Genomic DNA, 22,030 nt, shown 5'->3' with positions numbered 1-22,030 from the left:
ACAGGCTTCCTACACGCAACCAGCCCCTCTGACATGACCCACGTCGTCACCGAATCGTGCATCCGCTGCAAGTACACCGATTGCGTCGATGTCTGCCCGGTCGATTGTTTCCGCGAAGGCCCGAACTTCCTGGTCATCGACCCGGATGAATGCATCGACTGCGCGGTCTGCATCCCCGAGTGCCCGGTCAACGCCATCCTCCCCGAGGAAGACGTGCCGGCCGACCAGCAGAAGTTCATCAAGATCAATGCCGAGCTGTCGCCCAAGTGGCCCAGCATCACCAAGCGCAAGGCCGCCCTGCCCGATGCCGAGCAGTGGAAGGACGTGAAGGACAAGCTGCACGAACTGCAGCGCTGATCCGGGCCACGTGGTCGACGCCGCACCGGATTCCCCTGCACCCGACGAGGTCGATTGCCTCGTCGTGGGCGGCGGTCCGGTCGGGCTGTATCAGATCTTTCAGCTCGGCCTGCAGGAACTGTCCTGCGCGGTGGTCGACGCCCTGCCCTTCCTGGGCGGGCAATGCGCCGAGCTCTACCCCGACAAGCCCATCCACGACCTGCCCGGCCTGCTGGACTGCAGCGGCGCCGAGCTGGTCGAACGGCTGCTGCGCCAGCTCGAACCGCTGCACCCGCGCAGCGTGCTGGGGCAGGAGATCGTTTCGCTGGCCGCCGAGCCCGACGGCCGCTGGCGGCTGGGCGATGCGGCCGGGCGCGTCTGGCTGGCGCGCAGCGTGGTCATCGCCGCCGGGGTCGGCGCCTTCGCGCCACGCCGGCTGAAGCTGGCCGGCATCGAGGCGCTCGAAGGCCGTCAGGTCTGGCACCGCGAACCGCGTGCCGGCGACCCGTTCGGCGACACGCCCTGGGTTCACGGCGGCGACGACCGCGCGCTGGACGCCATCACCGCGCTGCTCGACCTGGGCGCGCCACGTGTCCACCTGCTCTACCGCCGCGACGTCTACCCGGCCAGCGCCGAGCGGATCGAACGCCTGGAAGGCCAGATCGCGGCCGGGCGAGTCCTGCCGCTGGTCGGCCAGCCAGAGGCGCTGCGGCTCGATGACGCCGACCGGCTGGCCCGCATCGCCTGGATCGACCGCGACGGCGGTTCGCCCGAGACACCCGCCAGCGCCCTCTACGTCAGCCTGGGCCTGAACCCGCGCCTGGGCCCGCTGGCCGACTGGGACCTGGGCCTCGTGCGCAAGCAGGTGAGCGTCGATCCGGCCACCTTCGAGACACGCCTGAGCGGCATCCACGCCGTCGGCGACATCTGCACCTACCCGGGCAAGCTCAAGCTGATCGTCAGCGGCTTCCACGAGGCGACGCTGGCGGCGCACGCGATTGCCCGTCGCCTGCGGCCGGACGCGCCCCATGTCCTCGAATACACGACCAGCAGTGCGCGACTTCAGCGACTGCTCGGCGTGTTGCCTCTCGCCGGAGCGCCCGACTCTCGTTAGAGTCGAAACCCATGCGAATCCCCGGCGTTCTCGCGATCACCCTGCCAGTGCTGCTGCTGATGAGCCTGCTGGCCGCCTCGCCGGCGACCCGCGCCGGCCCGATCGCCGACCGGATCCAGCAACGTGGCGAGCTGCTGGTCTGCATCTGGCCCGACTACCAGGGCATCAGCTACCGCCACCCGCGCTCCGAACACCTGGTCGGGCTGGACATCGACCTGTCGATCGAGCTGGCGCATGACCTGGGCCTGGCGCTGCGGCACGTCGACTCGTCCTTCCAGACCCTGATCCCGGACCTGCTGGGCGACCGCTGCGACGTCGCCATGTTCGCCATCGCCGTGCTGCCGCAACGCAGCGCCCAGCTCGCCTTCAGCCGGCCCTACCTGTCCAGCGGGATCTACGCGGTGACGACCCGCGCCAACCGCATCGTCCGGCGCTGGGAAGACCTGGACCGCCCGGGCGTCCGGGTGGCCGTGCAGGCCGGCACCTTCATGCAGCCGGTGATGGCGCGCACGCTCAGGCAGGCGCAGCTGGTGGTGATCGAGCCGCCGGACACCCGCGAGCGTGAACTGGAATCGGGCCGGATCGACGCCTTCATGACCGACTACCCCTACAGCCGCACGCTGCAGCGGCAGGAATGGACCCAGGTGATCGCGCCGCCGCAGCCCTTCAACGTCGTCCCCTACGCCTACGCGGTCAAGCCCGGTGACGAGGCCTGGCTGCAGCGCATCAACGCCTTCGTCGAACGCATCCAGCACGACGGCCGGCTCGAGGCCACCGCCCGCCGCCACGGCCTGGGCGAGATCGTGGTCCGGCCATGAGCAGCAACACCTCCGTCTCCACCGGCCACGCGGCGTCGCCCGAGTCGTCCGGCACGTTCCAGCGCACCTCCAGCGCCTACCTGCCGTGGATCGGCCTGACGCTGCTGGCCGTGCTGCTGGCCTTCGCAAGCGCGCTGGCGATCACCCACCGACAGCACATCCTGGAGAGCGAACGCGCCGGCACCGAACTGGTCGCCCGGACGCTGGAAGACCTCAGCTCGCGCCATCTCGACACCGTCAAGCTGGTGCTGGACAACGTGGCGCTGCGCACCCGGCAGGTCCGCGGCGCCCAGCTGTCCGAGCTGGACCGCGACCTGCCCAGCGCCGCACGCACGTCGCCGCTGATCCGCAGCCTGTCGGTCGTCGACGAGTCCGGGCGCGTGCGGGCCAGTTCGGTGGCCGACAACCGGGGCGCCCAGGTCGACCTGGGGCGCCTGCTGCGCCCGCGCAGCAGTGGCCAGTACCGCATCGGCCCGTGGTTGCCCGGCCGCGATCTGGTGCCCGCGCTGGTCGCGCCGGCGGTCCTGTCGGCCTCGCAGGCGGCCAGCGCCGCCGCCGGCAACCGCGACAGCGCGATCGAACGGGCGGGCCTGTCGACGCTGGTGCGCACGACCGTCAGCGCCGACGGCGAGACGCTGAGCCTGGTCGCGGCGCTGAACACCGATTTCCTCGGCAACGCCTACGAGCTCGCGCTCCAGCGCAGCACGATGCGCGTCGCGCTGGTCAGCGTGCACGGCATGGTGATGGCGGCGACCGACAACGCCCATGTCGCGCCTGGATCGACCGTACGCTTCAGCCCTGCCATGCAGGAGCTGGTCAGCCAGGCCGAACACGGCACCTTCAACGGCCCGGGCCTGGACGGCAGCGACGCGATCTCGGCCTACCGCAGCCTGCGCGAACACCCGTGGCTGCTGCTGGTCGAGCAGCCGAGCGCCGAGGTGATCTCGCAATGGCACGACGACGTCGGCTGGCTGCTCGCCGCCAGCCTGGTGCTGGCGCTGCTGATCGTCGCGGCGACGGGGCTGGCGTGGCGCTCGCTGCGCATCCACGAAGCCCTGGAACGCGAACTGGCCGGCACCAAGGCCGGGCTGGAGGAGAAGGAACGCTCGCTGCGCGCGGTCATCGAGGCCGCCCCGGCGCCGATGTTCGTGCTGGACGCGCTGGGCCACTACGCGATGGTCAACCACGCCTTCGAGGACTTCCTCGGCGTGCAACGTGACCAGCTGCTGGGCACCGGCCTGCCGCTGGCCGCGCACCTGCAGCAGCTCGCCTACCACCCGCTGCACGACAACGCCGTCTGGAAGGGTCGTGGCCGCAGCCACTACCTCGACGACCTGCCCGGCGCCGACGGCCGGCTGCGCGAGGCGCTGGTCAGCAAGGTCGCGATCCTGCGCGAGGACGGCCGGCCGCATGCCGTGATCGGCAGCATCACCGACGTCACCGAGCTGCGCGAGGCCGAGCGCCACACCCGCGAGGCGATGCAGCGCGCCCAGCAGGCCAGCGAGAGCAAGAACGAGTTCATCGCCAACATGAGCCACGGCCTGCGCACGCCGCTGCAGTCGGTGCTGGGCTTCGCCGAGCTGGGCAAGTGGCACAGCGGCGAACACCCGCTGCTGCGCGAGATGTTCGACGACATCCACCGCACCGGCAAACGCATGCTGGTGATGGTCAACGACCTGCTGGACATGTCCAAGCTGGAGAGCACGGTCGGCAACATGCACCGCGACGTCACCGACGTCGTCACGGTGACCCAGGAGGTGATGGACGAGCTGAAGGCGCGCGCCGCCGCCCAGCAGGTCAGCCTGCGCACCTTCGGCTTGCTGGCCGCACCGCCGGAAGCGAGCGAACCCGGCGCGGTCCGCCCGTCGGCGGCGGAGCACAACGCCTGGGCCGACCGGATGCGCCTGCATCAGGCGCTGCGCAACGTGCTGGACAACGCCCTGCGTTTCGCCCCGGGCGGCAGCGCGATCGACATCGACCTCGACCGCGGCGCGGACGACCGGCTGCACTGGACCATCAAGGACGCCGGCCCCGGCGTGCCGGACCATGAGCAGGCCTACCTCTTCGAGGCCTTCTTCCACGGCCTGCGCAACCGCGACGAGACCGGCAGCTTCGGCCTCAGCCTGGCCATCGCCAGCAAGATCATGCAGGCCCACGGCGGCAGCGTCTGGAGCGAGAACCTGCCCGAGGCCGGCGTCGCGTTCCACCTGAGCCTGCCGGGCGGCATCTCCGACGACGGCCACGCCACGCCGCCCGACGGCCCATCCGAGTCGGCGACGACACGACAGCGGAATCCATTCGACGCCTGAGGGCCCGGGCACCCCAGAAAGCGGATCGCCAGAAAGCCAAAAGGCCTTGCATCGCGAGATGCAAGGCCTTGCTTGATTTGGCTCCACGGGCGCGCGGGATCTGAGAATTGGATTTAACAAATCGTTCCGAGCTGTGATTCGGCCACTGACTGAGCGCAGACAACGCGTCCAGATATTCCGATAGTCGATACCTAGTGATCATATTCTTAGCATGACCACCTCAGAGCACAAACGAGCATGGGCCATCATTTTAACGACTACTTGCGCGAACTACAGGCAAGTTATGTGTGACACAACGAAGTTATGGCACCCCAAATCGAAGATATAAGAGCGAGACCGGCGCTGAGTTATTAACAACGCATCACCAGAATACATAAAGAACAAGTCGTCGGCGCATCTCGCGTGATCAACGGATGGGATTGCGCGTCTTGAGAGGAAAATGGTTTGAAAGCGTTTAGTGATGATTTTGATGGAGTGCCGCAATATCAGCCTTTGGGGAGCCTAAAAGGGAACTTTGGCGCAAAGACGGCAGCCTAGCATTGCCCTCATCGATCAAGTTTATCAATTATACTTTCGCGCTGTAAATCCACTTCAATGGGAACAGAAATATTTGCACGCAAATAATTCCTGCGTCGCAACTCCAAATCATATAACCCCAAACCCAAAATCATCCGAGTGCACGCACTGTTGCTCGTATCAAGTCGATCGCCGATTTGTCGTTGCAAAAAAGGACATGCCTCGACGAATCTACGATCGACAAAACCCCTTCGGTGCACAAGAACATTTCTAGTCTGCTGGAGTTGAAGTAGCAACCTCGCTGTGATCTCATCTACGCCGCCACCCATACCGACACAATCCAGCAATGCCTCGAAGGCACCCACACCTAGTCGCCCATCTGGTCGAATTGTCGTTTTTAGTTCGATTAGCAATAGTTCTGCTCTTTTTTCGGCTGATGAAGCCACGAAGTCTATCAGGGGACCTTTTAGCGAACGAACCTTTTCAAAGGTTTTGCACTCCTCTATTCGGCTCAGACAATCCAGCAGAATCTCTTCCACCCCGAACTCTAATATACTCCAGCAACGAATCAGGAGTATTTCATTTAAATAGTTCGCATCAGATCTGGAGAATTGCTTAGCCTTTTCTGTCAGTTCTTGAGCCTCTGCAACCACTTCTTCCCAGTTGGTCTCATATGGATCATTGTTTCTTCGGGTCGAAATATCCCGCATTGCGGCAGCAATTTCAAGGTTTCCCGGTGCGGCACTCAACCCGAATTTGACAAGTTGAACAAAATCGGTTAGTCGCTCCAACTCTCGATCAATTCCCCAATCAGATATTAATAATGGCATGATGTGTTTTGTTCGCGATTTTTTGCAGGAAACCTTCTGCGACGCTGCATTGCAGCGTCGAACATCCAAGATGGCGCAGGTGTTTTACATAGGAGATTATTTTCCACTCTCAAAACACATGGATGCCTTGATCTTGTTGTGACAACCGAGGTCCGCCTGAGAGGATGGCTGTAGCGCGCCTCCGCCATGAGTAAGCAATGACGGTTGTATCCTTGGTTATAAGTGGATGTATTCGTTTAGTTGAAGTAACTCGGGGTCAAAAGTTACAAGCGAAAGATCCTACCGGTGGTCGCCCAATCTGAACATCAGCCGTGCGGGGGAGAGCGGATCGTCTCTAGTGCCATCCGCGCAAGTAATCACGTTGCCGAAGCGCTTGGTCTGAGCTCTCCAAGCCGGCCGCTCCCTCACGGGACCGCGCATGGGTGTCAAGGCCGCCCGCCAGGGCTTGGCCTTGACGCTCAGGTGGGCGTAACGCGTTTCTAGTCGGGGACTCAGCCAAGCTTGGCTGAGTCTCCTGACGACAAAGGGCAACTCGCCCCCCTTCCCGCTGGCGGGAAGGACGGGAGGGAAGGGTGCCGCAGTGTTGCGCCATGGCTCAGGACATTGAAGTGCTGGACCATCAAGGAAACCGGCCCCGGCGTGCCGGACCATGAGCAGGCCTACCTCTTCGAGGCCTTCTTCCACGGCCTGCGCAACCGCGACGAGACCGGCAGCTTCGGCCTCAGCCTGGCCATCGCCAGCAAGATCATGCAGGCCCACGGCGGCAGCGTCTGGAGCGAGAACCTGCCCGAGGCCGGCGTCGCGTTCCACCTGAGCCTGCCGGGCGGCATCTCCGACGACGGCCACGCCACGCCGCCCGACGGCCCATCCGAGTCGGCGACGACACGACAGCGGAATCCATTCGACGCCTGAGGGCCCGGGCACCCAAGAATGCGGATCGCCAGAAAGCCAAAAGGCCTTGCATCGCGAGATGCAAGGCCTTGCTTGATTTGGCTCCCCGACCTGGGCTCGAACCAGGGACCTACGGATTAACAGTCCGGCGCTCTACCGACTGAGCTATCGGGGATCAGCTGTTTGCTGAAGCTGCGATTCTATGCTGGAAATTTGAAAGGGCGCAAGAGGGCGGGCGAAAAAAGTTGCGCGCAGGCCTTTCTCAGTCGAGCAGCGGGAGCTTGAGCGTGAAGGTGCTGCCCTGCCCCAGGACGCTGTGGATGCCGATCCGGCCGCCGTGCAGGTCGATGATCTGCTGGACGATGCTGATGCCCAGACCGGTGCCCGGCGTGTGGCCGGACTTGTCGGCGCGGAAGAAGCGTTCGCCGACGCGGGCCTTCTCCTCGTCGCTCAGGCCGATGCCGGTGTCGCTGACCGCGATCGAGACCCAGGGGCCGCCGGAGGTGTCGCGGTCGATCCAGGCGGTGACGCGCACGAGCCCGCCGTCGGGCGAGTACTTGTAGGCGTTGGACAGCAGGTTGCCGAGGGCCTGTTCGAGCTTGGCGGCGTCGGCGCGGACCGGCATCGGCTCGCTCAGCGGCCGGTCGAGCACGAAGGGCTCGCGCCCGGGTGGCGGTGCGTGCTGGTGGCGCAGGTGTTCGAGCCAGCGGCCGATCTCGATCGGCTCGAAGGCGAAGTCCATGCCCCGGCCGGACTCGATGCGCGCCAGGTCCAGCAGCTCGTTGAGGATGCGCACCATCACGCCCGACTGGCGGTGGATGCGCTCCAGCAGGTCGCGCTGCTTGGCCGGCGACAGCTCGCGCGTGAGCATCAGCTCGATGAAGCCGTAGATGCTGGCCATCGGCGTGCGCAGCTCGTGCGCGGCCATCGCCAGGAACTCGGACTTGAGCCGGTCGACCTGGGCCTCGGCGGTGATGTCGCGCAGCTGCAGGACCTGCGACCAGGCCGCGTCGAAGCCGCGGTAGAGGCGCAGCCGCAGCGTGCGGGCCTGCGGGCGCAACAGCTGCAGCACGTTGCGACCGGCGCGGTCGGCCGGGCTGGCGGTGTCGACCTCGCGCAGGTCGGCCAGGCTGTGCAGCATCGACGGCGGCGCGCAGCGCGCGTTCAGGCGGAACAGGAAGACGACCTCCTCCAGGCCTTGCAGGGCCTCGGACGACAGGCCGGTGAAGGTCGTGAAGGCGGCGTTGACACGGCGCACCCTGCCGTCCTCGTCGAACAGCACCAGACCATCCGGACTGAGCGCGAACACCGCCTCGAACTGGTCCTGGTTGACGCTGGCCTGCAGCGCCAGCTGCTCGACCCGCGAGACGATCGCATCGGCCGCGGGCTGGCCCGGCATGACGACGGGCATGCCCAGCGGGGCGACGATGTCCTCGACCTGACGCAGCAGGTCGGCCAGGGGATCCGTCAGCGTGGACGTCGTCATGTCGTTCCGGCCGTCAGTCGGCGTGCAAGGCAGGCACTGCCAGGGTCGGGCCGCCGATCATCACGTCGTCCAGCCCGCGGCCGGCCAGCGTGGCGCTGCCAAGCTGGAAGGAACTGAGCACCCGCGTCAGGCGTTCGGCGTGTTCATGCAGCTGCGCGGCGATGTCGTTGGCCCGTTCGGCCACCGCGACGTTCTGGCGCGTGACCTCGTCAAGCTCCTTGACCGACTGGGTCACCGCGTTGATGCCGGCGGCGTGTTCGCTGGTGTCGGCCGACAGGTTCTCGAACACCTCGCCGACCTGCCGGACCGCCGCGACCACGTCCTTCATCGTCATGCCGGCGGCATTGACGAGCGTGGTGCCGCTCTCGACCGTGTCGACCGTGTGGCCGATCAGCTGCTTGACCTCGCGGGCCGATTCGGACGCCCGCAGCGCCAGGTTGCGGACCTCGGCGGCGACGACGCTGAAGCCACGTCCGTGTTCACCGGCGCGGGCCGCCTCGACGGCGGCGTTGAGCGCCAGGATGTTGGTCTGGAAGGCGATGCCGTCGATCACCGAGACGATGTCGGTGATCTGGCGCGAAGCGGTGTCGATCGCGCTCATCTTGGCGACGACCTGGTCGAAGATCTCGCCCCCCTCAACAGCCAGGCTGGAGGCGCGCACGGCCATCTTGCGGGCCTCCTGCGTGGCCTCGGCGCTGCTCTGCACGATCACGGTGATCTGGTCCAGGCACATCGCCGCATCGCGAAGGCCCGCGGCACTGGTCTCCGTGCGGCCCATCAGCTCGCGGCTGCTGGCGCCCAGCACGTCGGAGGCGTCGCTGACACCGCCGGCGGCCAGGCTGACCTGGCGCATCGCGGCCGCCATGCGTTCCTGCACGTGCTTCAGGCGCGCGCCCAGCGCCGACTCGGCCTTGACGACGTCCAGGCTCAGGCGGATCGGGCCTTCGCGGCCCATCGCGCGGATCAGGAACTCGATGTCGAAACGTTCGCGCTCGCGCTGCTCGTCGCGCCGCGCCACCCAGGTCAGGAAGGCCGTCTGGACCGCCAGCAGGCCCATCACGACGGAACTCAGCTCATGGTCAGGATGACCGATCAGGCCCATCTGTTCGGTCACCGCCACCGCCCCGTAACCCAGGGCCACGGCGACGATGAAGCGCCAGTCGCGGTAGATCGGCAGCAGGCCGATGGTGGCCAGCATGAAGAGGTAGCCCTCGTGGTGGCCCGGCGTCAGGCCGGTGCCGGTCATGGCCTGGACCAGTGCGGCGCTGACCAGCCCCGCACCCAGCAGCCAGCGCGACAGCGTCGTGCCACGCCAGCGCCACAGCACCAGGGCGACGGGGACACCGAAGGCGCCCGCCCAGACGGACCACAGCGTCATCTTGTCCGCCATGTGCGCCAGCAAGGCGGCATAGACGGCGTGAGCGGCCAGCGCGACGGCGACCAGCTGGTCGGACTGTCGGCTGGATCGGACAAGTGGTGTCTGGCTGGAGGACGGCATCGGATTCCTGCACACGTTGGGCAAGCAGAACCTTACGTGCCAGTGAATGAAGCCCAAGCCCGGAAGTACGCCCGTCCGACCCGGCGTTTTCCATCTTGGGAACGTGGGCCGACGCCTAAAGTGCGGTCACGAACCGACGCCCCCCACCACCGCCCGAAGACCGCCATGAAGAAGATCCTGATCGTCGAAGACCAGCCGGACATCCGCGAGCTGATCCGCATGACCCTCGAGATCGAGGACTACGACGTGCACGAGGCCGATCGCGGCGATGCCGCCGTGGCGCTGGCCGGGCGGGTGCAGCCCGACCTGATGCTGCTCGACGTGATGATGCCCGGCGGCATCGACGGCTTCGAGGTCTGCCGCCGCATGCGCGCCGATGCCCGCTTCAAGCGCACCCGGATCGTCATGCTGACGGCCCGCGACAGCGCTGCCGACAGGGCCACCGGCCTGCGCGCCGGCGCCACCGACTACCTCGCCAAGCCCTTCAGCCCCCGGCAGCTGCTGGAAGTCGTCAGCCGGGTGCTGTGAAGGTCAGCCCCTGGGCTCCAGGTCGGTCCGGCGCGCCCGGATCGTCTCGATCAGCAGCGCGCTGAGGCCCGCGCCCTGGGCCGGGCCGTCCAGGTGCGCGTACAGCTGTCGGCGCATGCGCGGTTCCCAGAACTTGCGGATGTGCAGCGCGACACCGTCGATCGCTTCCTCGCGGTCGGGGTAGATCTCGAAGAACTGGCCGATCCGGTTGGCCATGCGGATCAGGTTGTCGAGCACGCCGGCATGGAAGTCATGGCCGGCATCGTGTCCCACGGCGTTCGTGTCGGGATTCATGTCGGCGCTCATCACTTGCCCTCCACGACGGCATGGGCGCCCTGCCCGGCCTGTGCCAGCAGCTGCTGCTGGGTGCGGTCGAAGCTGGCGTACTGCTGCTGCCACGCGCTGAGCTGGCTGACCTTGCTGACCTGCACCGCCGTGACCTTGTATTCGGGGCAGTTGGTGGCCCAGTCGGAGCTGTCGGTCGTGATGACGTTGGCGCCCGATTCGGGGAAGTGGAAGGTCGCGTAGACCACGCCCGGCTGGACCCGCTCGGTCACGTCGGCCCGCAACACGGTCTGGCCGGCGCGGCTGCCGATGCCGACCCAGTCGCCGGCCGCGATGCCGCGGTCCTGCGCGTCGACCGGGTGGATCTCCAGCCGGTCCTCGTCGTACCACTGGCTGTTCTCGGTGCGACGGGTCTGCGCGCCCACGTTGTACTGGCTCAGCACGCGGCCGGTGGTCAGCAGCAGCGGGAACTTGCGCGTCACCTTCTCGTCGGTCGGCACGTACTGCGTCGGCACGAAACGGCCCTTGCCGCGGACGAAGGAACCCTGGTGCATCGTCGCGGTGCCGGCCTCGTCGGTGTTGTCGTTGCAAGGCCATTGCACGCTGCCCAGGCGCTCGATCTTGTCGTAGCTGACGCCCGCGAAGCTCGGCGTCAGCGAGGCGATCTCGGCCATGATCTCCTCGGGATGCGCATACGACATCGGGTAGCCCAGCGCCTGGGCCAGGCGCTGCGTGACCTCCCAGTCGGCCAGGCCGGCCAGCGGCGGCATCACCTGGCGCACGCGGCTGATGCGGCGCTCGGCGTTGGTGAAGGTGCCGTCCTTCTCCAGGAACGAGGCCCCGGGCAGGAAGACGTGGGCGTACTTGGCGGTCTCGTTGAGGAAGATGTCCTGCACGACGATGCATTCCATCGCCGACAGCGCCGCCGCCACGTGCTGCGTGTTCGGGTCGGACTGCACGATGTCCTCGCCCTCGCAGTACAGGCCCTTGAAGCTGCCTTCCAGCGCCGCGTCGAACATGTTCGGGATGCGCAGGCCGGGTTCGGACGCCAGCGTCACGCCCCAGGCGGCCTCGAACTGGCTGCGCACCGTCGTGTCGGAGATGTGGCGGTAGCCCGGCAGTTCATGCGGGAAGCTTCCCATGTCGCAGCTGCCCTGCACGTTGTTCTGGCCACGCAGCGGGTTCACGCCGACGCCCTCGCGGCCGACCATGCCGCAGGCCATCGCGAGGTTGGCGATGCCCATGACCATCGTCGAGCCCTGCGCGTGTTCGGTCACGCCCAGGCCGTAGTAGATGGCGCTGTTGCCGCCCTTCGCGTACATCCGCGCGGCCTGCCGCAGCAGCTCGGCCGGCACGCCGCAGGCGGCGCTCAGGGCCTCGGGCGAGTTCTCGGCGCGCGAGACGAAGTCGCGCCAGATCTCGGTGCTGTGCGGGTCGCAGCGTTCGGCCACGTAGGCCTCGTCGATCAGCCCTTCGGTGACGACCACGTGCGCCAGCGCGGTGATGACGGCCACGTTGGTGCCCGGCTTGAGCTGCAGGTGGACATCGGCCTTGATGTGCGGCGAGCCGACCAGGTCGATCACGCGCGGGTCGACCACGATCAGCTTCGCGCCCTGGCGCAGGCGCTTCTTCAGGCGCGAGCCGAACACCGGATGGGCCTCGCTGGGGTTGGCGCCGATGACCATGATCACGTCGGCGTGCTCGACCGACTTGAAGGTCTGCGTGCCGGCCGACGTGCCGTAGGTCTGGCCCAGGCCGTAGCCGGTGGGGCTGTGGCAGACGCGGGCGCAGGTGTCGACGTTGTTGTTGCCGAAGGCCGCCCGGATCAGCTTCTGCACCAGGTAGGTTTCCTCGTTGGTGCAGCGGCTGGAGGTGATGCCGCCGATCGAGTCCTTGCCGTGTTTCTTCTGGATGCGACGGAACTCGCTGGCCGCGTGGTTGAAGGCCTCGTCCCACGACACCTCGCGCCACGGGTCGGTGATCTTCTCGCGGATCATCGGCTTGGTGATGCGGTCCTTGTGGGTCGCGTAGCCCCAGGCGAACCGGCCCTTGATGCAGCTGTGGCCCTCGTTGGCCTTGCCGTCCTTCCAGGGCGTCATGCGCACGACCTGGTTGCCCTTCATCTCGGCCTTGAAGGCGCAGCCCACGCCGCAGTAGGCGCAGGTGGTGATGACGCTGTGTTCGGGCTGGCCCAGCTCGATGACGCTGTTCTCCTGCAGCGTCGCGGTCGGGCAGGCCTGCACGCAGGCCCCGCAGCTGACGCACTCGCTCTGCATGAAGGGCTCGTCCATGCCCGGCGACACGCGCGACTCGAAGCCGCGGCCCGAGATCGTCAGCGCGAAGGTGCCCTGCACTTCCTCGCAGGCCCGCACGCAGCGGTTGCAGACGATGCACTTGCTCGGGTCGTAGGTGAAATAGGGGTTGGACTCGTCCTTGCACGACTCGGTGTGGTGCGAGCCGCAGACGCCCGCGACCTGCTCGCCGGCCACGCCGTAGCGGACGTTGCGCAGGCCGACCACGCCGGCCATGTCCTGCAGCTCGCAATCGCCGTTGGCCGCGCAGGTCAGGCAGTCCAGCGGGTGGTCGGAGATGTAGAGCTCCATCACGCCCTTGCGCAGTTCCTGCAGCTTCGGACTCTGGGTGCGCACGGTCATGCCGGCCTCGGCCGGCGTGGTGCACGAGGCCGGGTAGCCGCGCCGGCCGTCGATCTCGACGAGGCACAGGCGGCAGGAGCCGAACGGCTCCAGGCTGTCGGTGGCGCACAGCTTGGGCACCTGCACGCCGGCGTCGACGGCCGCGCGCATCAGCGACGTGCCCTCGGGCACCGTGACGCTGACGCCGTCGATCTGCAGCGTCACCAGCTTGTCGGACACACGTGCCGGCGTGCCGTGGTCGATCTCGTGGATCTTGAAGACGGGGTAGGGATGGTTCATCGCGATCTCCTCAGGCCGTCGCGCGGTCGGTGGACGGCGCGGCTTCGGGCGTTCCGGTCGACCCGGTCATGCCGAAATCGTCCGGGAAATGGTTCAGCGCCGACAGCACCGGATAGGGCGTCATGCCGCCCATCGCGCACAGGCTGCCGTTGACCATCGTGTCGCACAGGTCGCGCAGCAGGTGGACCTGCTGTTCGCGCACCTTGGGCTGATGGCGGTTGGCCACGATGCGGTCGATCACCTCGACGCCACGCGTGCTGCCGATGCGGCAGGGCGTGCACTTGCCGCAGCTCTCGTGGGCGCAGAAGGCCATCGCGTAGCGGGCCAGCTTCGCCAGGTCGGCGGTGTCGTCATGCACGACCAGGCCGCCGTGGCCGACCACCGCACCGACGGCCGCGTAGGCCTCGTAGTCCAGCGGGATGTCCCACTGCGACTCGGGCAGGTAGGTGCCGAGCGGGCCGCCGACCTGCACCGCCTTGGCCGGCCGGCCACTGGCGGTGCCGCCGCCGAAATCGTGCAGCAGCTCGCGCAGCGTGGTGCCGAAGGCCAGCTCGACCAGCCCGCCGCGGGCGATGTTGCCGGCCAGCTGGAAGGGCAAGGTGCCGGTCGAACGGCCACGTCCATAGGCCTTGTAGGCGGCGGCACCGTGGGCCAGGATCCACGGCGCCGACGCGAAGGTCAGCACGTTGTTGATGACGGTGGGTTGCCCGAACAGGCCCGACAGCGCCGGGATCGGCGGCTTGGCGCGCACGATGCCGCGCCGGCCTTCGAGGCTCTCCAGCATCGCCGTCTCCTCGCCGCAGACGTAGCTGCCGGCGGCCAGGCGCGCTTCCAGGTGGAAGGTCCGGCCGCTGCCCAGCACGCTGTCACCGAGGAAGCCGGCCGCCGTCGCGCGGGTGATGGCTTCGCAGAACACGTCGAAGGCGACCGGGTACTCGCTGCGGATGTAGACATAGCCCTGCGTCGCGCCGCTGGCCAGCGCGGCGATGGTCATGCCCTCGATCAGCATGTAGGGGTCGTCCTCCAGCACCATGCGGTCGGCGAAGGTGCCCGAGTCGCCTTCATCGGCGTTGCAGACGACGTACTTCTGCTGGCCCGGCGCGGCCTTGGCCTGCGCCACGGTGCGCCACTTGATGCCGGCCGGGAAGGCCGCGCCGCCACGGCCGCGCAGGCCGGAATCGAGCACTGTCTGCCAGACCGCATCGGCGGGCAGCTGCAAGGCGGCCTGCAGGCCGGCCCAGCCGCCGTGCTGCGCATAGTCGGCCAGCGACAGCGGATCGGTGATGCCCATGCGTGCGCACAGCAGGCGCTGCTGGCGGGCCAGGTAGGGAATCTGCTCGGTCAGGCCGTGCGACAGCGGGTGGGCCGCGCCGGTCAGGAAGCCGGCATCGAACAGGCCGGCGACATCGTCGACCGTCACCGGCCCGTAGGCCACGCGCCCGGCCGGCGTCGCGACCTCGACCAGCGTCTCCAGCCACAGCAGGCCGCGCGAGCCGTTGCGGATCAGCTCGACCGAAGCGCCGCGCGAGGCGGCCTGGGCCACGATGGCGTCGGCGACCTCGTCGGCCCCGACCGCCAGCGCCGCGCTGTCACGCGGCACGTACACCTGGATCGCCTTCATGCCGACACCTCCGAAGACTGGTTCGCGTCAGCGGCCACGACGGCATCGAGCCTGGCGTCGAAGCTGGCCACGCTGACCCGCGCGTGCAGGCGCTCGTCGATCTGGACCGAAGGACCGGAGGCGCACAGCCCCAGGCAATAGACCGGCTCCAGCGTCCACTGGCCATCGGCCGACGTCGGGCAGGCCTCGTCGCAGCCGGTGCGGCGGCAGGCATGGGCCCACAGCGCCTCGCTGCCGCGCGCCTGGCAGGCCTCGGCCCGGCAGACCTGGATCACGTGACGGCCGGCCGGCTCGGTGCGGAAGTGGTCGTAGTAGGTGACGACGCCGTGGACCTCGGCGCGCGAGAGGTTCAGGGCCCGGCCGATGCTGGCCAGGGACTCGCGCGGGATGTGGCCGAGCGCGTGCTGCACGTCATGCAGGATGGGCAGCAGCGCGCCGGGACGGCCGTGGTGCCGCGCCAGGATGGCCTGCACCACATCGGCGGCAGCGGTCGCGTCGGTCACGCTGGAGGTCGGTTCTGCGTTCATCGTCAGGGGGCCGCCAGGGCGGGCTGGACGGCAGGTTGGTTCGTCGCGGCGGACATCCGGCGACAGGGCGACCGGACTATTCCGAGCGGGAGCGGCGCTGTCCAATTGAATCTCGACACCGGGCGATACATGGCATGAATCGACCGGTGCGAGGCGCCACGAAACAGCGGGTCAGCCGAAGAACTTGCCCACCGCCAGCAGCGTGCGGTAGATGCCCCAGGCCAGCGGCAGGCCGACCAGCAGCCAGGCGACAACGACCAGCGCGACCGGTGTCGCCCGTCCGCCGACGCTGCCGGAGCCGACCTCGGCCGCAGCGGCACGCTCATGCGCCAGGCGCTTCTCCTCGGCCAGTTCGGATTCGCTCATGAAGTGCCTCGGGTCGACCGGTCGGATCATCAGGTTGGCCAGCAGGCCGACGACCAGCATCCCCGCGAGGATGTACATGGTCTGGTTGTAGACCTGCTCGCGTGGCAGGCCCAGGCCCAGCTGGTACTCGCGCATGTAGTTGACGATGACCGGGCCGAGGATGCCGGCGGTCGCCCAGGCGGTCAGCAGGCGGCCGTGGATCGCGCCCACCATCTGCGTGCCGAACAGGTCGGCGAGGTAGGCCGGCACGGTGGCGAAGCCGCCGCCGTACATCGACAGGATGACGCAGAAGGCCGCCACGAACAGCAGCAGGCTGCCGCCGGCCGCGCTGCCCGGCACGCTGACGTACAGCAGCCCGCCCAGCACGAAGAAGATCGAGTAGGTCATCTTGCGGCCCAGCGCGTCCGACAGGCTGGCCCAGACGAAGCGGCCGCCGATGTTGAACAGGCTCAGCAGCGCGGTGAAACCCGCCGCCACACCGGCAATCGCCGCCAGCTGGGTCTTGTCGAGTTCGCCGAACTTGCCGGCCACGCCGATCAGCTGGCCGCCGAACACTTCCTGCAGCATCGGGCTGGCCATGCCGATCACGCCGATGCCGGCGCTGACGTTCATGCACAGCACCGTCCAGACCAGCCAGAACTGCGGGATGCCCCAGACCTTGCGCACGTGGACGTGGCCGCTGGTGATCATGGCGTCCCGGCTCGCGGCGGCCGGCGGGGTCCAGCCTGCGGGCTTCCAGCCACTGGCCGGCACGCGGTAGCCGAGCGCACCGCCCAGCATGAAGACCGCGTAGACGAGGGCCAGCACGACGAAGGTCTGCCAGACACCGACCTGGGTGGCCGACGCGTGGTGCTTCATCAGCTCGGCCGCCAGTGGCGAGCCGATCATCGCGCCGCCGCCGAAGCCCATGATCGCCATGCCGGTGGCCATGCCGCGCCGGTCCGGGAACCACTTGATGAGCGTGCTGACCGGGCTGATGTAGCCCAGCCCCAGCCCGATCCCCCCGATGATCCCGGAGCCCAGGATCATCATCCAGAACTGGTGCAGGTAGATGCCCAGCGCCGAGAACAGCATGCCGCCGGTCCAGCACAGCGCACTGACCACGCCGGCCTTGCGCGGGCCGACCCGTTCGAGCCAGCCGCCCCACAGCGCGGCCGACGAGCCCAGGAAGACGAAGAACAGCGTGTACATCCAGCCCAGCGTGGCGACGCGCCAGTCGCACTGGGTCGTGAACAGCTCCTGGAAGAAGCCGACTTCGGGGCCGCACTTGATGGCCTCCTTGATGCCCAGTGCGCGCGACAGCGGCAGCCAGAAGACCGAGAAGCCATAGGCCATCCCGATGCACAGGTGGATCGCCAGGGCGCACGGCGGCACCAGCCAGCGGTTGAAGCCGGGCGCCGCGATGGTGCGCTCCTTGTCGAGCCAGCCAGGGGCATCGGGCGGCGTCGCGGGTAGTGGCAGGACAGAGGACATGTCGGAGTTCTCGGGGATGTCAGGGAAGCCGCGATTGAAGGCGACCCGCCACGGCCCCACAACGAGACGATCACCCAGGCCCGGGCGCAGCTTGTCCGGCGGTCACGACGTTCTGGCGTGCCTGGGTTTCGTGAGGTGCCCCAAGAACCCAAAATCCGTCCGTTAGCCTGCTTATTCCAAGTGAATACCCTCGATTCTGAGGGGTTTTTTCAGGTCAACCCGAAACGACGCCGACGCCCGTCCGGGCCGCGACATCGGTCAGCCAGTCCGGCTCGGTGGCCAGCGCCAGCGCGGTGACCAGTGCCGGGGTCGGCTGGACGTTCGACGCGGTCAGCAGGCCGATCGAGGTCTCGACCAGCGGATCGACCAGCGCCCGCACCCGAAGCCCCGGCACGCTGCGCAAGGTGGCGACCAGCGCACCGGGCAGGATCGCCGCGAGCGCGCCGGGGCCGTCGTCCAGCAGCGGCTGCAGCAGCGCCAGCACGGTGTCGGTCTCGATGGCGGCGTGGACCTGCGCACCGGCGGACTGCAGCGCCCGGTCGACGATGGCGCGGTTGTGCATCTCCGGGGTCAGCATGACCAGCGCACGCCCGGCGGCGTCGGACCAGCGGCAGGTGGTGTCGGCGGGGCCGTCAGCCGCGTTCCGTTGGTCCAGGTTCCGTTCGACCAGGTAGTACCGCTCGGTGAACTGCGGCAGCACCGTCAGCCGGCGCTGCGCGACCTCGGCCCGGTCGATGTAGCCGAGCGCGAGGTCCAGCGTCAGGTTCTCCAGCCCGGCCTCGATCGCCTGCGAGCTGAGCGAGCGCACGACCGGCTGGATGCCGTCGGCACGCTCGCGCAACCGGGCCGCCAGCCGCATCGCCACCGGCAGCGCGGTCGGCACCACGCCGATCTGCAGCCGGCCGCGCGGGCGGCCGATGAAGCTGGCGAGGTCCTGCGTCAGGCGCTCCTGCTCGTGCAGCATGCGGCGTGCGCTGGCCAGCACCCGTTCGCCCTCGGGCGTCAGGCCCTCGAACTGGCGGCCACGCCGGACGATCGGCACGCCCAGGCTGGATTCGAGCGATCGCAGCGCGTTCGACAGCGCGGGCTGCGTGATGTGGCAGGCCTGCGCGGCGCGGCCGAAGTGGCGGTGCTGCTCGAGCGCCGCCAGGTAGCGCATGGCGTCCAGAAGGTTCATGGGCGGGATTGTCGGGTCGAGCGTTTATGATTTTCCGCACACTCCACCGGCCCTGGCCGGCAACCGCCATGACTCGAATCGCCATGTCGATCGCCGTGCCCCGGGCACGGTCTGCACCACCCGCCCGCCGCCGGGGTGCCCTGGCGCTCGTGCAGGCGCTCGTGCAGGTGCTCGTGCTGTCGCTGGCGGTGATCGGCGGCCTCGCGTTCACGCCTGCGGCACAGGCCGACACGGTCACGCCGTCGGGACCGCGTGCGGCACCGGATGCGCGCGCGAAGCTGGCGAACCTGAACCGCCCGATCAAGGTGCTGGCCAGCCGCTCGCACGCCTTCTGCCCGCTGGCCGGCAGCGCCCGGACGGTCCGCACGATCGACTCGCGCAACGAATGGGCCGACACGCTGTCGATCGACGAGGCCGGCGGCCTGGGCCGGCGCGTACTGTGGTCGCGCGAGAAGGTGGTGGTCTACGCCGAGGACCTGCAGCCGGCGAGCGGGCGGGAACTGGAGTCGGCCACCGACCTGCTGCGACTGAAGGCCGGCGTGCTGTGGTGGCCGGTGCGCGACACGCCCGGCAACCCGCTGCATGCGGGCCTGCAACCCAAGACCCGGCCGTGTGTCATCGCGGCCGTGAACCGGGCGCAATGGCACCGGGTGCGGGTCTTCAAGCCGGGCCAGTCGAGCGAGGGCCAGTGAGGCCCTGCCCGACCGGTCAGGTCGACTTGCTGACCGTGATGGTCGGGAACTTGGCCGAGTAGTCCTTGGCCGCGTCGGCGATCTGGATCGCCACCTGGCGCGCCAGCCCCTTGTAGAGCGCCGCGATCTCGCCATCGGGTTCGGCCACGACGGTCGGGCGGCCGTTGTCGGCCTGCTCGCGGATGGCCAGCGTCAGCGGCAGCGCGCCCAGGTAGCGCAGCCCCTGCTCGGCGGCCATCTTCTTGCCACCGTCGGCGCCGAAGATGTGCGCGGTGTGGCCGCAGTTCGGGCAGCAGTAGACGGCCATGTTCTCGATCACGCCGAGGATCGGCACGCTGACCTTCTGGAACATCGAGACGCCCTTCTTGGCGTCGAGCAGCGCGATGTCCTGCGGCGTCGTGACGATCACCGCGCCGGTCACCGGCACGCGCTGCGACAGCGTCAGCTGGATGTCGCCGGTGCCCGGAGGCATGTCGACGATCAGGTAGTCGAGGTCGTGCCAGTTGGTCTGGCGCAGCAGCTGTTCGAGCGCCTGCGTGGCCATCGGGCCGCGCCAGATCATGGCCTGGTCGGGGTCGACCATGAAGCCGATCGACATGACCTCGATGCCGTGGCCGACCAGCGGCTCCATCGTCTTGCCGTCGTGGCTGTCGGGCTTGCCCGAGACGCCCAGCATCATCGGCTGGCTGGGGCCATAGATGTCGGCATCGAGGATGCCCACCCGCGCGCCTTCGGCGGCCAGCGCCAGCGCCAGGTTGACGGCGGTGGTGCTCTTGCCGACGCCGCCCTTGCCCGAGGCCACGGCGACGATGTTCTTGACGCCCGGCAGCAGCTGCACGCCACGCTGGACGGCGTGCGCGGTGATCTTGCTGGACACGTTGACGCTGACGTTGCCCACGCCGGGCACCGCGCGCACCGCCTCGATCAGCGCCTTGCGCAGGCTGGCGTGCTGGCTGCGGGCGGGGTAGCCGAGCTCGATGTCGAAGGCCACGTCCGCGCCTTCGAGGCTCAGGTTGCGGACCTGCCTGGCGCTGACGAAGTCGCGGCCGGTGTTGGGATCGGTGACGGTCTGGATCGCGGCGCGGATCGCGCTTTCGGTCAGGGACATGGTGGCGGCGGTCGACGGTTGAAGGACTTTGAAAGCCGTTATGCAAACGACAGCCAATCAGTCTACCGGCTCGCCCCCGCCTCGACGCCCGGGGACAGACCCCAGCGCTCAGCGGGGCTTGAGCGTCATCGTGTCGGAATGGGACAGTGCGTCGACCCGCAGGTCCGAGCGCGGCTCGGCCACGCACGGCAGGATCCAGCCCTCGGCCAGCTCCTCGCGGCTCAGGCCCGGCCACTCGATGCGGTGCACCGCCTGACCCTCGATGACGCGGGCGCGGCAGGTCCGGCAGGTGCCGTTGCGGCAGGACTTCGGCCAGCGCCAGCCGGCCGCCCGGGCCGCGCTGACCAGGTCGGTGCCCGGCGGCACCGGGATGCGGGTGCCGTCGACCAGCGTGACGGTCCAGCCCGGCGCGGGCGCGTCGGCCTCTTCTGCGCTCACTTCGCGCTCACTTCGCGTAGAGCTTCGCCAGGAAGGCCAGCACGGCCCGCGTGGCCTCGTCACGCGCGGCCCGGTCGCCCTGCACGTGGGCGCCGAGCGCGCTGCAGCGGCTGCGGTTGACCTCGGTCATCGCCTCCAGGCTCAGGCGCTCGCCGGTCTGGCGGTCGCTCCAGGACAGGGTGTCGACGTCGAACTGCAGCGGGCAGTCCTCACGCGTGCGCTGGGCCCCGCGGACCAGGATGTTGCGGGTGTCGTCGGCATCGAACTTGTGCTGCGCCCCGGGCAGCGCGACGAACTCGACCGGCGTGCCGGCCTGCGCGATCAGGCCGGCGTACTCGCGGCACGGGCCGATCGGCGTGTAGTCATCGGCCTCGCCGTGGACCCACAGCATCGGCGCCGGGCCGAACACGCCCGGTCGCACGACCTGCCGGAAGCCGCCGCTGCAGCCGCCGGCATAGAGCATGACGTGGGCCGCGTAGCGCAGGCCGTCGGGCAGCTTCTGGCTGGTGGTGATGCGCTGCCCCGCCAGCCGCCATGCCGCGATGCCGCCGCGCGAGGTGCCCAGCACGGCGATGCGCGCCGGGTCGATGCGCGGGTGCGTGGCCAGCAGCCGCAGCGCCGCGTAGCCATCGGCCAGATCGGCCGCGAACGGCACCTGCGACTGGTCCTCTGCGGTGCTGCGCACGCCGCGCGGGCCGAACATGTCGAGCGCGAACAGCGCCAGTCCGGCACCGTTGAACGCCTTCGGCCAGTGGCCCAGCATCGCGTCGTAGACGCCGCCCGAGCCGTGGATGAAGACCACCGCGCCGACCTTGCCCTGGCCGGTGTCGGCCGGCAGGAACAGGTGGCCGACCGGCTGGGCCGCCTCGCCCTGGCCCCGCAGCAGGTCGGGCAAGGTGCGCGGCGTGCGGCTGGGGAAGGCGTAGACGCCATTGCCCGGGCCGGCGCTGAAGTCGGTCACGGCGACCGGATCGGCCGCCTGCGCGGGGATGGCCAGGCCGGTCAGCAAGAGGGTCAGCAGACCCGTCAGGATGGTCGACAGCCAGCGGTTCAGGGGGGGCGGCAACATGGTCGGGCCTCGTGT

General features: G+C 68.5%; 19 protein-coding genes and 1 tRNA gene. 7 read left to right on the top strand and 13 right to left on the bottom strand.

Annotation, left to right across the window (positions count from 1 at the left end):
* The first annotated feature begins 33 nt into the window (after positions 1–33).
* The 4 genes from fdxA to ACWA7K_RS04770 are packed head-to-tail and all read left to right on the top strand — an operon-like array spanning position 34 to position 4,577.
* Positions 34–357, top strand: a complete 324-nt coding sequence (gene fdxA, locus ACWA7K_RS04785) for a ferredoxin FdxA (RefSeq protein ID WP_456166155.1) — start codon at positions 34–36, stop codon at positions 355–357.
* Between the two features lie 10 nt (positions 358–367).
* Complete coding sequence (locus ACWA7K_RS04780; protein WP_456166153.1) at positions 368–1,450, top strand: NAD(P)/FAD-dependent oxidoreductase; 1,083 nt, start codon at positions 368–370, stop codon at positions 1,448–1,450.
* A gap of 11 nt (positions 1,451–1,461) precedes the next feature.
* Positions 1,462–2,268 (top strand): ABC transporter substrate-binding protein, encoded by an 807-nt coding sequence (locus tag ACWA7K_RS04775; protein WP_456166151.1) that lies wholly within the window; start codon positions 1,462–1,464, stop codon positions 2,266–2,268.
* Positions 2,265–4,577, top strand: coding sequence for a sensor histidine kinase (locus ACWA7K_RS04770; RefSeq protein WP_456166149.1), 2,313 nt, complete (start codon positions 2,265–2,267; stop codon positions 4,575–4,577). The genes ACWA7K_RS04775 and ACWA7K_RS04770 overlap by 4 nt, the downstream gene beginning before the upstream one ends.
* Positions 4,578–5,122: 545 nt before the next feature.
* On the opposite strand, the gene ACWA7K_RS04765 is transcribed toward ACWA7K_RS04770, so the two are convergent.
* Positions 5,123–5,992, bottom strand: coding sequence for a hypothetical protein (locus ACWA7K_RS04765; RefSeq protein WP_456166147.1), 870 nt, complete (start codon positions 5,990–5,992; stop codon positions 5,123–5,125).
* 534 nt (positions 5,993–6,526) lie between these two features.
* Here ACWA7K_RS04765 and ACWA7K_RS04760 point away from each other — a divergent pair.
* Positions 6,527–6,835, top strand: a complete 309-nt coding sequence (locus tag ACWA7K_RS04760) for a sensor histidine kinase (RefSeq protein WP_456166145.1) — start codon at positions 6,527–6,529, stop codon at positions 6,833–6,835.
* 78 nt (positions 6,836–6,913) lie between these two features.
* Here ACWA7K_RS04760 and ACWA7K_RS04755 read toward each other — a convergent pair.
* The 3 genes from ACWA7K_RS04755 to ACWA7K_RS04745 form a co-directional block, all read right to left on the bottom strand.
* Positions 6,914–6,989 (bottom strand) — tRNA-Asn (locus ACWA7K_RS04755).
* Between the two features lie 87 nt (positions 6,990–7,076).
* On the bottom strand, positions 7,077–8,300 hold the full coding sequence (locus ACWA7K_RS04750) for a sensor histidine kinase (RefSeq protein ID WP_456166143.1): 1,224 nt from the start codon (positions 8,298–8,300) through the stop codon (positions 7,077–7,079).
* 13 nt (positions 8,301–8,313) lie between these two features.
* Positions 8,314–9,798, bottom strand: a complete 1,485-nt coding sequence (locus ACWA7K_RS04745) for a methyl-accepting chemotaxis protein (protein ID WP_456166141.1) — start codon at positions 9,796–9,798, stop codon at positions 8,314–8,316.
* Between the two features lie 165 nt (positions 9,799–9,963).
* Between ACWA7K_RS04745 and ACWA7K_RS04740 the strand changes: the two genes are divergently transcribed.
* Complete coding sequence (locus tag ACWA7K_RS04740; protein WP_456166139.1) at positions 9,964–10,326, top strand: response regulator transcription factor; 363 nt, start codon at positions 9,964–9,966, stop codon at positions 10,324–10,326.
* A 3-nt stretch (positions 10,327–10,329) separates the two neighbouring features.
* On the opposite strand, the gene ACWA7K_RS04735 is transcribed toward ACWA7K_RS04740, so the two are convergent.
* The 6 genes from ACWA7K_RS04735 to ACWA7K_RS04710 all read right to left on the bottom strand — a co-directional run bounded on the left by ACWA7K_RS04735 (position 10,330) and on the right by ACWA7K_RS04710 (position 18,708).
* Complete coding sequence (locus ACWA7K_RS04735) at positions 10,330–10,542, bottom strand: formate dehydrogenase subunit delta (protein ID WP_456168685.1); 213 nt, start codon at positions 10,540–10,542, stop codon at positions 10,330–10,332.
* A gap of 89 nt (positions 10,543–10,631) precedes the next feature.
* A complete protein-coding gene (gene fdhF, locus ACWA7K_RS04730) occupies positions 10,632–13,544 on the bottom strand; it encodes a formate dehydrogenase subunit alpha (RefSeq protein ID WP_456166137.1) in 2,913 nt (970 codons plus the stop codon).
* 10 nt (positions 13,545–13,554) lie between these two features.
* Positions 13,555–15,165, bottom strand: a complete 1,611-nt coding sequence (locus ACWA7K_RS04725) for a formate dehydrogenase beta subunit (protein ID WP_456166135.1) — start codon at positions 15,163–15,165, stop codon at positions 13,555–13,557.
* On the bottom strand, positions 15,162–15,692 hold the full coding sequence (locus ACWA7K_RS04720) for a formate dehydrogenase subunit gamma (protein ID WP_456166133.1): 531 nt from the start codon (positions 15,690–15,692) through the stop codon (positions 15,162–15,164). Before ACWA7K_RS04720 ends, ACWA7K_RS04725 begins: the two co-directional genes overlap by 4 nt.
* 171 nt (positions 15,693–15,863) lie before the next feature.
* Entirely contained in the window at positions 15,864–17,531 is a 1,668-nt protein-coding gene (locus tag ACWA7K_RS04715) for an OFA family MFS transporter (protein ID WP_456166131.1), read from the bottom strand.
* A 214-nt stretch (positions 17,532–17,745) separates the two neighbouring features.
* Positions 17,746–18,708, bottom strand: coding sequence for a LysR family transcriptional regulator (locus ACWA7K_RS04710; RefSeq protein ID WP_456166129.1), 963 nt, complete (start codon positions 18,706–18,708; stop codon positions 17,746–17,748).
* A gap of 68 nt (positions 18,709–18,776) precedes the next feature.
* Here ACWA7K_RS04710 and ACWA7K_RS04705 point away from each other — a divergent pair, with 68 nt between their 5' ends.
* Entirely contained in the window at positions 18,777–19,400 is a 624-nt protein-coding gene (locus ACWA7K_RS04705; RefSeq protein ID WP_456166127.1) for a hypothetical protein, read from the top strand.
* 16 nt (positions 19,401–19,416) lie between these two features.
* Here the strand turns inward: ACWA7K_RS04705 and apbC are convergent, their stop codons facing one another.
* The 3 genes from apbC to ACWA7K_RS04690 all read right to left on the bottom strand — a co-directional run bounded on the left by apbC (position 19,417) and on the right by ACWA7K_RS04690 (position 22,015).
* Entirely contained in the window at positions 19,417–20,508 is a 1,092-nt protein-coding gene (gene apbC, locus ACWA7K_RS04700; RefSeq protein WP_456166125.1) for an iron-sulfur cluster carrier protein ApbC, read from the bottom strand.
* 108 nt (positions 20,509–20,616) lie between these two features.
* Positions 20,617–20,946, bottom strand: a complete 330-nt coding sequence (locus ACWA7K_RS04695; RefSeq protein ID WP_456166123.1) for a 2Fe-2S iron-sulfur cluster-binding protein — start codon at positions 20,944–20,946, stop codon at positions 20,617–20,619.
* 7 nt (positions 20,947–20,953) lie between these two features.
* Positions 20,954–22,015, bottom strand: a complete 1,062-nt coding sequence (locus ACWA7K_RS04690; protein WP_456166121.1) for a dienelactone hydrolase family protein — start codon at positions 22,013–22,015, stop codon at positions 20,954–20,956.
* Between the last annotated feature and the right edge of the window lie 15 nt (positions 22,016–22,030).

Source organism: Leptothrix mechoopdaensis (SeqCode) (assembly GCF_053893855.1).
The sequence above is the reverse complement of the archived record's forward strand: the minus strand, read 5'-3'. Positions and strand labels throughout refer to the sequence as shown.